The following is a 13,641-nucleotide window of genomic DNA, read 5'->3' as shown; positions in this document are numbered from 1 at the left end:
TTTTAAAGGGGCTTTACGCCCCTTTCACCAACTGTTCAATCTCAAATCGATTCGTTAGCTTACTGTCTATCTTCACGTAGGCGCTGCGTTCCTGCGCGATAATATTCACGTCACTCACACCATGTTGAGCCAGCAAACGCTGTTTTAGTGATTCGTCTGCGGTTACATCTTCCGGTAGTTCAATTCGCAGGCTTGCCACATACGGCGGCTCAGTCATAGTGCTACTTACCAGTAGCCACACCATTGCCAGCAATGCGCCCATCAAGAATACCGTCTGTGAATCAAATAATCCGTCAATCCATCCGCCCAGTGAACCGCCAATGGCTACGCCTAAAAACTGGCTGGTGGAATAAATCCCCATCGCCGTGCCTTTGTAACCTGCCGGAGATTCCTTGCTGATAAGCGACGGTAAAATAGCTTCCATTAGGTTAAAGGCGAGGAAGAACAATTGGACACCCAACACCAGTTCCCAGAAGTGCGGGCCGGAACCCCACAGGACAATTTCAGCGATAAGTAGTAATGCAACACAGCCGACAAACACGCGTTTCATACGGCGTTTTACTTCCGCATAAATGATAAATGGCACCACCGAAGCAAAAGCTATCAGCATAGTGCAAAGGTAAACTTTCCAGTGCTCAGACGCCGGGAATCCAGCCTGTTCGAGTTGACCTGGGAGTGCGACAAACGTCGACATCAGCATGATGTGCAGGCACATGATGCCGAAGTTCAGTTTCAGTAGTTTTGGTTCGGCCAGCACTTTGCTAAAGCAGCCTTTCACCATGCCGGACTCACGGTTCAACACATGATTTTTGGTGTTTGGTACCACCCAGAGGGTGATTAAAATGCCGCAACTTGCCAATACGGCAATCATCCAGAACAGTGCGTTTAAGCCGAGGCTATGAGTGATGATTGGGCCAAGTACCATGGCGATGGCAAAGGTGACGCCGAAGCTCACGCCGATAAAAGCCATAGCTTTGGTACGATTCTGTTCGCGGGTTAAATCCGAAAGCAGTGCCATTACAGCCGCAGCAATTGCACCTGAGCCTTGCAATGCACGGCCAAGAATAACGCCCCAGATAGAGTCAGACAGCGCTGCTATTACGCTACCAAGCACGAAAATCAGCAAGCCGCCGATAATTAGCGGTTTGCGGCCAATGCGGTCGGAAAGCAGACCAAAAGGAATCTGGAAGACAGCTTGAGCAAGGCCATAGATGCCGATGGCAATACCAATTAGCGCTTCACTGGCACCCTGTAGCGCCATTCCGTAAGTAGTAAGAACCGGTAGCACCATAAACATGCCGAGCATGCGCAGTGAAAATACCGTGCCTAAACCCCACGTCGCACGTAACTCGACGGGCGTCATTTTGTAATCGTTCATTACCACCTCAGATAAAAAGCAGGCCTTAGTGTAGTGCGTGGGCAGGGGAGGGTAAATGGCTGGTTGTTTAATAAATATTACAATGTGGAATGCTTGATGGCATTAATAAAAAAGGGCGCAATTGCGCCCTTTTATGAGGTTCATAACTTACCAGACGTAAGTCATAAGATTTTGTGAATCTGGCACCATGAAATCGACCGACATCATCACGCTTAATGAGGTGATAGCAACGATTGAAAAGACGAACAATTTGCGCGCCCAGACTTTATCGTCTTCCACTTTATAACCACGTAATGCCATGCCCAACCACCAGACACTGACGGCGGCAGCTACAACCAGATATTTCCATCCGGCATAACCACCCAGCGACAGCATCAACGTTGCGACAGCAAAAGCGATGATATAAACCGTGATGTGGTTTTTCGCGACTGAAATCCCTTTAACCACCGGCAACACCGGAATGTTGGCGGCCTGGTAATCTTTAAAGCGGAAGATAGCAATCGCGTACGAGTGCGGCATCTGCCACAGGCTAAAGATAGCCAGCAGGATTAAAGCACCGGCATCAAATTCATTGGTTACAGCGCAGTAACCAATAACCGGCGGTGCAGCACCTGACAGGCTGCCAATTAACGTGCCGTAGACGGAGTGGCGCTTCATGTACAGGCTATAAACGCCGACATAAACCACAAAGCCCATCACACCTAACCACATGGCCAGCGGGTTAGCACCAAACCACAGCAGCATGAAGCCAGCAATACCCAACAAGGTGGCGTATACCAGCGAGGTTTTCGGCGCAATCAGGCCTTTGACCAGAACCCTGTTCTTGGTTCTCTCCATCTTGCGGTCGATGTCGCGGTCAATGAAGTTGTTATAGACACAACCCGACGCCACGACCAACGACACCCCAACAAGGGTGGATATAAACAGGGAATAATCAATACTGCCCTTTGAGGCCAGTAAAAATCCGCCAATGACAGAAATTAAATTGCCGAAAATAATTCCTGGTTTAGTTACTTGTAGGTACCGCTTCATCATATAGGCTGCTCTTAGTGAACCATCATGTTCTGGTTGAGGTTCCACATAATCCAGATAGAGCCGACCACCAGAATGGCTATTATCAGCGCAGTAAAGGCAAAGGCCACCAAGTTCCAACGCTCCTCAGAAGAGGTGTTCATGTGCAGGAAGCACACCAGGTGAACCAAAATCTGTACCACAGCACTTACCAGCACCACGCCAAGAATTACGGCGTGAGACGCTGTACCTGTCATAACCATCCAGAACGGGATTGCCGTCAGGATGATCGACAGGATAAAACCAGTCATATAGGTTTTAACGCTACCGTGGTGGGCGCCAGCGTGTTCATTTGAATGACTCATTACATCGCCCCCATCAGATAAACAACCGAGAATACGCAGATCCATACCACATCCAGGAAGTGCCAGAACAAGCTCAGGCACATCAGGCGAGTACGGTTAGCACTGGTCAAGCCGCGACGGTAAACGTGGAACATCATCAACGCCATCCAGACCAAACCAGAAGTTACGTGCAGACCGTGCGTACCAACCAGGGCAAAGAAGCCTGACAGGAAGCCGCTACGATCCGGACCGAAACCTTCTTTGATCAGGTGATGGAATTCATAGATTTCCATCGCGACGAAGCCCGCACCAAACAGGAAGGTCAGCGCAAGCCAGGAGATAACCTGGCTCTTGTTGCCTTTGTTCATGGAGATGATCGCCATGCCGTAGGTGATGGAGCTGAACAACAGCAGAGCAGTTTCAACCAGCACAAATGGCAGTTCGAAAATGTCTTTCCCTGCCGGGCCGCCGGCGGTGCCGTTCACCAGAACGGCATAGGTAGCAAACAAGCAACAGAACAGAATGCAGTCGCTCATCAGGTAGATCCAGAAACCAAAGACTTTATTGGTTCCTGCATCGTGATGCCCATGCTCTGCGGCGTGGGCGTTAGCGTGAGTGAGAGTTTCAGTTGACATTTTTCAGCCCTGCTTTGGTAATTTCATCGAAGTGCTGGTTTTCCAGTTTTTCGACTTCCGCAACCGGAACGTAGTAATCCACATCTTCGTCGAAGCTTTTCGCAATCCAGGTGATGATGATGCCGGCAAAGCCAACAATCGCCAGCCACCAGATGTGCCAGATCATCGCGAAACCAAACACGGTAGCGAACGCGGCAATAACGATGCCTGCTGCGCTGTTACGTGGCATATGAATTTCTTCATAATGCGTTGGCTGTTTGTACGCTTCACCTTTCTCTTTCATTTCCCAGAATGCATCACGTTCATGAACGTGTGGCAGGTGGGCAAAGTTGTAGAACGGAGGAGGAGAGGAAGTTGACCACTCCAGCGTACGGCCACCCCATGGGTCACCTGTCAGGTCACGATTCTGCTCACGGTCACGGATTGAGACGTAGAACTGAATCAGCTGGCACAGGATGCCCAGAGCAATCAGCCCTGCACCACAAGCTGCAACAACCAGCAGAGTGTGGAACTGCGGATCAATCTGCTGGCTCAGGCGACGGGTCATACCCATGAAGCCCAGCACGTACAGCGGCATAAATGCCACGAAGAAGCCGATGATCCAGAACCAGAATGCGCGCTTGCCCCAGGTTTCGTTCAGCGTGAAGCCGAAGGCTTTTGGCCACCAGTAAGTCAGGCCTGCGAAGCAACCGAACACTACACCACCAATAATCACGTTATGGAAGTGAGCAATCAGGAACAGGCTGTTGTGCAGTACGAAGTCAGCACCCGGAACCGCTAACAGAACACCGGTCATGCCACCGATAGAGAAGGTGACAACGAAGCCAATGGTCCACAGCATCGCGGAGTTGAACACGATACGGCCTTGATACATGGTGAACAGCCAGTTGAAGATCTTCACCCCAGTCGGGATGGCGATAATCATGGTGGCGATACCGAAGAAGGCGTTTACGTTCGCGCCGCTTCCCATGGTAAAGAAGTGGTGCAGCCAAACGATGAACGACAGTACCGTAATCGCGATGGTCGCCCACACCAGAGAGGTGTAACCGAACAGGCGTTTTTTCGAGAATGTTGCAACCACTTCTGAGAACACACCAAACACCGGCAGCACCAGGATATAAACTTCCGGGTGGCCCCATGCCCAGATGAGGTTGATATACATCATCATGTTGCCACCCATATCATTGGTAAAGAAATGGGTGCCAAGGTAGCGGTCAAGGGTTAACAGTGCGACGGTCACGGTGAAGATTGGGAATGCCGCGATAATCAGTACGTTGGTGCATAGTGAAGCCCAGGTAAATACCGGCATTTTGAACATAGTCATGCCAGGTGTACGCATGTTCAGGATAGTAACGAAGAAGTTAATACCCGTTAATGTCGTACCGATACCTGAGAGCTGTAGTGCCCATATCCAGTAGTCGACTCCGACCCCCGGACTGTACTCTATGCCCGATAGCGGCGGATAAGCCACCCAACCGGTTTGCGCGAATTCACCAACCCCAAGAGACAGGTTAACCAGCACCACACCCACAACGGTGAACCAGAAGCTCAGGTTGTTCAGGAATGGGAAGGCTACGTCACGCGCACCAATCTGCAACGGCACGACAACGTTCATCAGGCCGATAACAAATGGCATCGCCACGAAGAAGATCATAATTACGCCGTGGGCGGTAAAGATCTGGTCGTAGTGATGAGGTGGCAGGAAGCCTGCTTCTCCGGCGGAGGCCAGAACTTGCTGGCTACGCATCATGATGGCGTCTGCAAAGCCACGCAGAAGCATGACGATTGCGACAATCACGTACATTATGCCGAGGCGTTTGTGGTCAACCGAAGTGAACCACTCTTTCCATAAATATTCCCACTTACCGAAGTAAGTGATAGCTGCAACTAGCGCCAGTCCCCCGACGAGAATTGCTGCCACCGTAACCATGATAATGGGTTCATGGTATGGGACTGCATCCAGTGTAAGTTTTCCGAACATCGTATTATTCCTCGGCCCCTTAGTGAGAGGTTTCCGCGTGACTCATGTCCATGCCTTCCATTCCTTCATGCGCTGCGTGCTCGCCTTCCGGTTGGGTCATGTCCATGCTCTTCCCGTGTCCCATGAATTTGTTAATAACGTCTTTAAACAAATCTGGCTTAACAGCGGAGAAGTATTCGACTTTGTTGTATTCGCTAGGCTGTGCCAGTTTCTCGTAAGTCGCCATATCGTTCATGACTTCTGGAGATTGTTTAGCTTTAGCAACCCATTGGTTAAAGGTGTCCATATCTGGGGTGGCGATTGCCTTGAACTTCATCCCAGAGAAACCTTTACCGCTGTAGTTAGACGAAATACCGTCGTAGGTGCCTGCTTCATCAGCAATCAGGTGCAATTTGGTCTGCATACCTGCCATTGCGTAGATTTGGCTGCCCAGGCGCGGAATAAAGAAGGAGTTCATCACTGAGTTAGACGTGATTTTGAATTCCACCGGGGTGTTGGCTGGGAAGGCGATTTCATTCACCGTAGCAATACCTTGCTCTGGATAGATGAAGAACCATTTCCAGTCCATGGCGATAACTTCGATGGTCACCGGCTTCGCATCATGAACAAGCGGTTTGCTTGGCTCAAGAGCGTGTGTGGTTTTCCAGGTTAGTACCGCGAGGAAGATGACGATAAGGATAGGAATCGTCCAGACCACAGCTTCAACTTTGTTCGAGTGCGACCAGTTGGGGCTGTATTTGGCGTTTGTGTTTGAAGCACGATACTTCCAGGCAAAACCGATAGCCATTGCGATAGCGGGTATTACTACTATCAACATCAGCCCGATAGCTGTCAGTATCAATGAACGTTGTTCCAGTCCAATTTGTCCTTTGGGGTCCAGAAGTGCAGAATCACAGCCACTCAGTAAAAAAGTGCCTGTAATTAATGCCATCCATCCCAAACTTTTATTGTATTTCCTGAGTCTCATTTAACGACCTCAATTCCGGGGAGCTCTAATTGTCGTTTAAAGTGTGAAGGCATTTTACGGGAAGGTTACATTACTGTAAACATGAATGGCGTAGTGTCAGTGTGGTGTTACCGGGTTCTGCCGACAATGTCACATAGAATGCAACAAACTGTAAAATATCGAGATAGCCCGCAACCCTGCTGGGTTATAACGAAAACCTATGTTGCTATAAATAGTACAGGTTAATTGGTATAACCAATCATTTTACTAAACATAAATTTAACAAAACAGCATCAATTAACAAACGAAATGAGCTGCAAATTATTTGACCGGCTCGCTGAATCGGTTAAAGGTGCGAAGAAAATAATTTTCCTGCTAATAATGCAAAAAAACTGGCTTGCTTTCGCCAATTAATTCATCACATCAATATTTGCGTGTTAATCGAACGATATAGTTACTAAGCGAAATTTATTATTTTTATTAATCTGACGAATTTTACACTAAAGCTGATTTTCGCAACGCCAGATAATCAAGTATCCCTCCGAGTAAAATCCCACCAACTGCAAACAACGCTCCCCACTCCAGGAACTGAATGTTGAACGCCCAGTTTGTCAGGCCTGTCGCATTGGTAATTAATACCACCAGCCATACAGCTAAGAGGGCACAACCTAACATCAATGCCTGAAGCGCTATACGATAAGCGGAAGAAAATTCGCTTCGCGGAATGAAACTATCGTTATTCTGGGTGTATTCCAGCGTTGTTTTACAAACCAACAGCAACAGAATGCCTGGAACAGCGGCAATAACAGAGAATAAATAAAAAGTAGGCCAACCTTGCGCTTCAACAAACCAACCGGCAATCGGGCCAACATAAACGCGGCCTACTGCGGATAATGCTGAAAGCAGCGCAAACTGAGTGGCTGAAAACGATTTATTGCACAGTGTCATCAACAGCGCGACAAATGCCGCTGTACCCATGCCACCGCAGAGGTTTTCGAAGAAGACGGCTGCTGCCATGCTGAACATATTCTTATCGGTAATCGAAAGAAGCCAGTAACCAGCATTAGAGACACCCTGCAAAATGCCAAAGATCAGCAATGCGCGGAACAGTGACAGGCGCTGCATTAAAATGCCGCCGTAGAGTGCGCCAATGATTGTGGCAATCAAACCCAGTGTTTTATTCACCATACCGACTTCACCGGCATCAAAACCTACGCCGCGGATCAAAAATGTGGTCGTCAAACTCATGGCGAACGCATCCCCGAGTTTGTACAATACAATCAGCAGCAGAATGAGCCACGCATTGTTGCGGCCAAAGAAATCACGCAGCGGAGCGACCACAGCTTGTTCAAGGCTTTTTGGGACCGGAATGGCATCGGTGGGCTCTGGAGCTAGCAATGTAGCGATGATACAAGGCAGCATCAATGCGGCCATCAACCAGTACATGCCTTGCCAGCCAAGGTATCTATCCGCAAGCCAGAGCGCTAAACCACCCGATACCAGCATTGCCAAGCGATAACCCAACACACTGATTGCTGCACCCGTGCCGCGTTCCTCAGCCGGAAGAACATCCGTTTTCCACGCATCAAAGACGATATCTTGAGATGCCGAGCAGAAAGCAATGACAACAGCCAATGCTGCCATCCAGCGTAACTGCGAGCCGGGTTCAAGGAAACCCATACCTGCAATAGCAACCAGCAACAGAATTTGGGTGATCAGCAACCAACCACGACGACGCCCAAGCAGCGGCGGCGTGTATCTGTCCATAATCGGCGACCACAGAAACTTAAATACATAGGCTTGCCCGACAAGCGAGAAGAAACCAATGGTTTTAAGATCAATGTTCTCGACCGTCATCCATGCTTGTAGCGTGCCGGAGGTGAGGGCGAGTGGAAGACCGGATGCAAAACCTAAAATCAAAAGGATGGCTGACTTAGGTTGTTGGAAGAGACGCAGATAGTGATTGGGCATACTTTGCTCTACAGCCAGCCCGCATGACGCGGGCTGGTGGGGTATTGATTAACGAGCGTTCTGCTTAATAAAGTCGTGAACGCTGGTGTCCTGAGCCATATCAGCAATGGTATCAGTCAATACGGAGTTCACCGCGTTGGCGATATTCTTGTTGGTGGCCTGGAACGCCCCTTCTACGTTATAGCTAGAACGGTAGTTTTTGGTCATCTTGTTGCTATTTTTCGCTGTCGCAATGATCACGATGTCAGCTTTAGTGGCGATGTTGTAGCGCACGCTGCCCTGAGACACGTCAGCAAACAACTGGTTTACGATGATTTGCAGATCAACCGGGCTGTTTGGTCCAACCATGTAACCACGAGCAGTCATCTGTTTTTCCAGCACTTCTTGCAGCAAGAAGCGCAGGTCACGAGATGGAGTCAATGTAACCAGTTGGTTATCACGAGTGACTTTAGCCAGAGCCTGGTCTTTACGTTGATCTGCACCGTTGATGCTGACAGTCACACCCATCAAGCTTGGGTCTTGCTGTGGCAAGCTAATGGTTGGAGAAACATCAATGGTAGTAGGTGGTGTTGCACAGCTGGCCAGCATAAATACGGCGACCAACGGGAATAATAGTTTTTTTAACATGTTCGCTATCTCAATGTACTCAAGGGGCAGGCAGATAAAAAATCACGCCATCATAACACTGCGGTTGCCCAGGGGAAGTAGTTAACGCACGTAATTTCATCGCGTTGCGCTTTTTCTGAGCGGTTGCAAAGCTATCTGACCACTTTGCCCTCGATTAGTGCCGTAATCACATTAATCTACAGGGGCTTGGCTTAGAAAATCAGACGAAAGCTAAATAATTGTTGTAATTCCGTTATTAAAACGGCTAAAAGCGGCTAACATTTAAAGGGATGAGTGGCATCTCTACGTAGTCGAGGAGAAAGTTCATGATGATGCGCGAGCAAATAGAATCAAAATTAAGGGCAGCGTTTGAACCCGTGATCCTGGAAGTTGCGGATGAAAGCTATCGTCACAATGTCCCGGCAGGTTCAGAGAGTCATTTCAAAGTGGTTCTGGTCAGCGACCGTTTTGTGGGTGAGCGTTTTTTAAATCGTCATCGTATGATTTATGGCACTTTGAGTGCAGAACTCTCGTCAACTGTGCATGCGCTGGCACTGCATACCTACACCATTAAGGAATGGGAGGGGTTGCATGACACTCTTCTTGCCTCCCCACCTTGCCGTGGAGCAGGGTCAATCGCCTGAAGTTAACCTTCAGACTTGCAACTGAGGGAACTTTTCCTTTATGTTGCGGTATATGAATCGTGTTTTATAAAACGGCCTGCGGGCCGTTTTGTTTTGTCTGAAATAGCCCTCGTTATTCCAGGGTTTGGGCAAAAAATCCAAAAGAACTGTGAAAAGGGCCGCAGCAACACTGTGTTGCCGTTCTCGACTCACCTTGGTGATGCCGCTATAATGCTGCGTCTTATTTTTCGGAATGTCTTCGGGACGATTCTGACGACAGGGAATGTGATTCTGATACAGAAGGCATCCCGGTTCTGCGGAGTGCAAATGAGCGCTTCCAGAGTTGACCGAGCACTGTGATTTTTTGAGGTAACAAGATGCAAGTTTCAGTTGAAACCACTCAGGGCCTTGGCCGCCGTCTCACGATTACTATCGCTGCAGACAGCATCGAAACCGCTGTAAAAAGCGAGCTGGTCAACGTGGCAAAGAAAGCCCGTATCGACGGTTTCCGTAAAGGAAAAGTGCCGATGACTGTTATCGCACAACGCTATGGCGCTTCTGTTCGCCAGGACGTGTTGGGCGAATTGATGAGCCGCAACTTTGTTGAAGCGATCATCAAAGAAAAAATCAATCCAGCTGGCGCACCGAACTACGTTCCAGGCGAATACAAACTGGGCGAAGACTTCACCTACGCGGTTGAGTTTGAAGTGTACCCAGAAGTTGAGCTGCAGGGTCTGGAAGCAATCGAAGTTGAAAAACCGGTTGTTGAAGTGACTGATGAAGACGTTGATGCAATGCTGGACACCCTGCGTAAGCAACAGGCGACCTGGAAAGATTCAGACGCTGCTGCAACTGCAGAAGACCGCGTAACTATCGATTTCACCGGTTCTGTAGACGGCGAAGTATTCGAAGGCGGCAAAGCATCTGACTTCGTGCTGGCAATGGGCCAGGGTCGTATGATCCCAGGTTTTGAAGACGGTCTGGTTGGTCACAAAGCTGGCGAAGAATTCACTATCGAAGTGACCTTCCCAGAAGATTACCATGCTGAAAACCTGAAAGGTAAAGCGGCTAAGTTCGACATCGTTCTGAAGAAAGTAGAAGAGCGTGAACTGCCAGAATTTACTGAAGAATTCATCAAGCGTTTCGGCGTTGAAGATGGTTCTGTAGCTGGTCTGCGTACCGAAGTTCGTAAAAACATGGATCGTGAGCTGAAAGGCGCAGTGCGTAACCGCATCAAGTCTCAAGCAATCGACGGTCTGGTTAATGCGAACAACATCGACGTTCCAGCAGCACTGATCGACAGCGAAATCGACGTTCTGCGTCGCCAGGCTGCTCAGCGTTTTGGTGGCAACGAGAAACAAGCGCTGGAACTGCCACGTGAACTGTTCGAAGAACAAGCTAAGCGTCGTGTAGTTGTTGGCCTGCTGCTGGGCGAAGTAATTCGTACCCATGAGCTGAAAGCTGACGAAGAACGCGTTAAAGGTCTGATCGAAGAAATGGCTTCTGCCTACGAAGATCCGACTGAAGTTGTAGAATTCTACGGCAAAAACAAAGAACTGATGGACAACATGCGTAATGTTGCTCTGGAAGAACAAGCTGTTGAAGCTGTTCTGTCTAAAGCGAAAGTGACTGAGAAAGCCACTAACTTTAGCGAACTGATGAACCAGCAAGCGTAAGCATAATTTTTGGCATCATCGCCAAAATATTGCTGCATCAAGCCCGTCACCTACTGGTGGCGGGCTTTTTTTATCAGTGACTCCCTGAAAACCCATCAATAAAACGCAGTTTCAGGGTTAGCGTAACAAGAAAAGGTTGTTATGCTTGAAACAGGGCAAGCTTATCCCCATAAATAAGGGCATGGCTCGAAAATGGATCCCTGACTGATAATCCGTCCGAATAAGGTAATAGGTGTAAGCAGGAGCGTAGTCTTCTTCTGGCACCTCAAGTAGAATCAGTGCTGCAGGTATCGAAGGCTTAATTATTCCAGGAGACGGAAATGTCATACAGTGGCGAAAGAGATCAATTTGCACCCCATATGGCCCTGGTGCCGATGGTTGTTGAACAGACATCGCGTGGCGAGCGTTCATACGATATCTATTCCCGTCTGCTCAAGGAACGTGTCATCTTTATGACGGGCCAGGTCGAAGACCATATGGCTAACCTGATCGTAGCGCAGATGTTGTTCCTGGAAGCAGAAAACCCAGAAAAAGACATCTATCTCTACATTAACTCACCAGGTGGTGTGATTACCGCTGGTATGTCTATCTACGATACGATGCAATTTATTAAACCAGATGTCAGCACCATCTGTATGGGACAAGCCTGTTCTATGGGTGCATTCCTGCTGACCGCTGGGGCGAAGGGTAAGCGCTTCTGCTTACCGAACTCACGAGTCATGATTCACCAACCGCTGGGCGGTTATCAGGGCCAGGCTACGGATATCGAAATCCATGCCCGCGAAATCCTGAAAGTGAAAGCTCGTATGAACGAACTTATGGCGCAACACACGGGCAAATCTCTTGAAGAAATAGAGAGAGACACCGAGCGTGACCGTTTCCTCGCAGCAAATGAAGCGGTAGAGTATGGCTTAGTTGACTCAATCCTGACTCACCGTAGCTAACGCCCGAAAATAGTGAGCCGTATACTATTATTGTTATAGCAACGGCTCATAGCGCGCTTACGATTGGCTGCGCCGTAGAATGGCACTTGCGCCGTCCTGTTCGGTGCACAGAAACAAAAAGAGGTTTTACCGATGACAGATAAGCGCAAAGACGGTTCAGGCAAACTGCTGTACTGCTCTTTTTGCGGCAAAAGCCAGCATGAAGTGCGTAAACTGATTGCCGGGCCGTCAGTGTATATCTGCGATGAGTGTGTCGATTTATGTAACGACATTATTCGCGAAGAGATTAAAGAAGTCGCTCCGCACCGCGAACGTAGTGCGTTGCCGACTCCGCATGAAATCCGTCACCATCTCGATGATTACGTCATCGGTCAGGAACAGGCTAAAAAAGTCCTGGCGGTTGCGGTTTACAACCACTACAAACGTCTGCGTAACGGCGACAGCACCAACGGCATCGAACTGGGCAAAAGTAACATTCTGCTCATCGGGCCGACGGGTAGCGGGAAAACCCTGCTGGCTGAAACCCTGGCACGTTTACTGGATGTTCCATTCACCATGGCTGATGCCACAACGTTAACCGAAGCAGGTTACGTGGGTGAAGATGTCGAAAACATCATCCAAAAACTGCTGCAGAAATGTGATTACGATGTGCAGAAAGCACAGCGCGGTATCGTGTATATCGATGAGATCGACAAAATCTCCCGCAAATCTGATAACCCGTCCATCACTCGTGATGTGTCTGGTGAAGGTGTGCAGCAGGCGTTGCTGAAACTTATCGAAGGTACTGTTGCGGCGGTTCCACCACAAGGTGGCCGTAAGCATCCACAGCAAGAGTTCTTGCAGGTTGATACCTCCAAGATTCTGTTTATTTGTGGCGGTGCATTCGCAGGGCTGGATAAAGTTATTGCTAACCGCGTTGAAACCGGTTCAGGTATTGGCTTTGGCGCGACCGTAAAAGGTAAATCTCAGAAGGCGACCGAAGGGCAGTTGTTAGGCCAGGTTGAGCCGGAGGATTTGATCAAATTTGGTCTGATCCCTGAGTTTATCGGCCGTCTGCCAGTAGTGGCTACGCTGACAGAACTGAGCGAAGAAGCACTGATTCAGATCCTGAAAGAGCCGAAAAACGCCCTGACCAAGCAGTACCAGGCGTTGTTCAATCTGGAAGGTGTGGATCTGGAATTCCGCGACGAAGCGCTGGATGCAATTGCCAAGAAAGCAATGGCACGTAAAACCGGTGCTCGTGGTCTACGCTCCATCGTAGAAGGCGCATTGCTGGATACCATGTACGATCTTCCTTCTATGGAAGACGTCGAGAAAGTGGTGATTGATGAATCCGTCATCGACGGTCAAAGCAAGCCATTATTAATTTATGGCAAGCCGGAAGCGCAACAAGCATCCGGTGAATAATTCGCCAAAATAACCAGTCAGTTAGTCTAAAAAGGGGGATTTATATCCCCCTTTTGCTTTTCCTTCATTCCTGGCATTGAATGCTCGGGAAACATCCCCATATACTGAATTACTTGTTG

12 protein-coding genes are annotated in these 13,641 nt (G+C 48.9%); 4 read left to right on the top strand and 8 right to left on the bottom strand.

Annotation, left to right across the window (positions count from 1 at the left end):
• Positions 1-13 precede the first annotated feature (13 nt).
• From AC0IXI_RS18735 to AC0IXI_RS18700, 8 genes are all read right to left on the bottom strand, one after another.
• The gene (locus AC0IXI_RS18735; protein WP_422568002.1) at positions 14-1,378 is read right to left on the bottom strand and encodes an MFS transporter; all 1,365 of its coding nucleotides are present in this window, start codon (positions 1,376-1,378) and stop codon (positions 14-16) included.
• Between the two features lie 147 nt (positions 1,379-1,525).
• Positions 1,526-2,413, bottom strand: coding sequence for a heme o synthase (cyoE, locus tag AC0IXI_RS18730; protein WP_064516621.1), 888 nt, complete (start codon positions 2,411-2,413; stop codon positions 1,526-1,528).
• Positions 2,414-2,424: 11 nt separating this feature from the next.
• Positions 2,425-2,754: a cytochrome o ubiquinol oxidase subunit IV gene (locus AC0IXI_RS18725; protein ID WP_034457975.1), complete on the bottom strand. Its 330-nt coding sequence runs from the start codon at positions 2,752-2,754 to the stop codon at positions 2,425-2,427.
• Entirely contained in the window at positions 2,754-3,368 is a 615-nt protein-coding gene (locus tag AC0IXI_RS18720; protein WP_064516623.1) for a cytochrome o ubiquinol oxidase subunit III, read from the bottom strand. The genes AC0IXI_RS18725 and AC0IXI_RS18720 overlap by 1 nt, the downstream gene beginning before the upstream one ends.
• Positions 3,358-5,349 carry a cytochrome o ubiquinol oxidase subunit I gene (gene cyoB, locus AC0IXI_RS18715; RefSeq protein WP_064516625.1) on the bottom strand — a complete coding sequence of 664 codons (1,992 nt, stop codon included), beginning with the start codon at positions 5,347-5,349 and terminating at the stop codon, positions 3,358-3,360. The genes AC0IXI_RS18720 and cyoB overlap by 11 nt, the downstream gene beginning before the upstream one ends.
• Positions 5,350-5,368: 19 nt before the next feature.
• Entirely contained in the window at positions 5,369-6,316 is a 948-nt protein-coding gene (gene cyoA, locus AC0IXI_RS18710) for a cytochrome o ubiquinol oxidase subunit II (protein ID WP_064516627.1), read from the bottom strand.
• Positions 6,317-6,790: 474 nt separating this feature from the next.
• Positions 6,791-8,266, bottom strand: a complete 1,476-nt coding sequence (gene ampG, locus AC0IXI_RS18705; RefSeq protein ID WP_064516629.1) for a muropeptide MFS transporter AmpG — start codon at positions 8,264-8,266, stop codon at positions 6,791-6,793.
• A 48-nt stretch (positions 8,267-8,314) separates the two neighbouring features.
• Positions 8,315-8,893 (bottom strand): lipoprotein, encoded by a 579-nt coding sequence (locus AC0IXI_RS18700; protein WP_471682927.1) that lies wholly within the window; start codon positions 8,891-8,893, stop codon positions 8,315-8,317.
• A 305-nt stretch (positions 8,894-9,198) separates the two neighbouring features.
• Here AC0IXI_RS18700 and bolA point away from each other — a divergent pair, with 305 nt between their 5' ends.
• The 4 genes from bolA (at position 9,199) to clpX (ending at position 13,522) form a co-directional block, all read left to right on the top strand.
• Positions 9,199-9,516: a transcriptional regulator BolA gene (bolA, locus tag AC0IXI_RS18695; RefSeq protein WP_064516631.1), complete on the top strand. Its 318-nt coding sequence runs from the start codon at positions 9,199-9,201 to the stop codon at positions 9,514-9,516.
• Between the two features lie 356 nt (positions 9,517-9,872).
• A complete protein-coding gene (tig, locus tag AC0IXI_RS18690) occupies positions 9,873-11,171 on the top strand; it encodes a trigger factor (protein ID WP_064516633.1) in 1,299 nt (432 codons plus the stop codon).
• A 320-nt stretch (positions 11,172-11,491) separates the two neighbouring features.
• Positions 11,492-12,115 carry an ATP-dependent Clp endopeptidase proteolytic subunit ClpP gene (clpP, locus tag AC0IXI_RS18685; RefSeq protein ID WP_064516635.1) on the top strand — a complete coding sequence of 208 codons (624 nt, stop codon included), beginning with the start codon at positions 11,492-11,494 and terminating at the stop codon, positions 12,113-12,115.
• Between the two features lie 132 nt (positions 12,116-12,247).
• Entirely contained in the window at positions 12,248-13,522 is a 1,275-nt protein-coding gene (clpX, locus tag AC0IXI_RS18680; RefSeq protein WP_034457994.1) for an ATP-dependent protease ATP-binding subunit ClpX, read from the top strand.
• Positions 13,523-13,641: the final 119 nt, after the last annotated feature.

The sequence above is a fragment of the Buttiauxella sp. AC038 genome (assembly GCF_979253565.1).
This window is presented reverse-complemented; position numbering and strand designations above follow the sequence as displayed.

Excerpts from the sequence above, each read along its gene's own strand:
- AC0IXI_RS18735 (WP_422568002.1), bottom strand. The coding sequence starts at position 1,378 with ATGAACGATTACAAAATGACGCCCGTCGAGTTACGTGCGACGTGGGGT.
- cyoA (WP_064516627.1), bottom strand. The coding sequence starts at position 6,316 with ATGAGACTCAGGAAATACAATAAAAGTTTGGGATGGATGGCATTAATT.
- AC0IXI_RS18720 (WP_064516623.1), bottom strand. The coding sequence starts at position 3,368 with ATGTCAACTGAAACTCTCACTCACGCTAACGCCCACGCCGCAGAGCAT.
- tig (WP_064516633.1), top strand. The coding sequence starts at position 9,873 with ATGCAAGTTTCAGTTGAAACCACTCAGGGCCTTGGCCGCCGTCTCACG.
- bolA (WP_064516631.1), top strand. The coding sequence starts at position 9,199 with ATGATGATGCGCGAGCAAATAGAATCAAAATTAAGGGCAGCGTTTGAA.
- ampG (WP_064516629.1), bottom strand. The coding sequence starts at position 8,266 with ATGCCCAATCACTATCTGCGTCTCTTCCAACAACCTAAGTCAGCCATC.
- clpP (WP_064516635.1), top strand. The coding sequence starts at position 11,492 with ATGTCATACAGTGGCGAAAGAGATCAATTTGCACCCCATATGGCCCTG.
- cyoB (WP_064516625.1), bottom strand. The coding sequence starts at position 5,349 with ATGTTCGGAAAACTTACACTGGATGCAGTCCCATACCATGAACCCATT.
- clpX (WP_034457994.1), top strand. The coding sequence starts at position 12,248 with ATGACAGATAAGCGCAAAGACGGTTCAGGCAAACTGCTGTACTGCTCT.
- cyoE (WP_064516621.1), bottom strand. The coding sequence starts at position 2,413 with ATGATGAAGCGGTACCTACAAGTAACTAAACCAGGAATTATTTTCGGC.
- AC0IXI_RS18725 (WP_034457975.1), bottom strand. The coding sequence starts at position 2,754 with ATGAGTCATTCAAATGAACACGCTGGCGCCCACCACGGTAGCGTTAAA.
- AC0IXI_RS18700 (WP_471682927.1), bottom strand. The coding sequence starts at position 8,893 with ATGTTAAAAAAACTATTATTCCCGTTGGTCGCCGTATTTATGCTGGCC.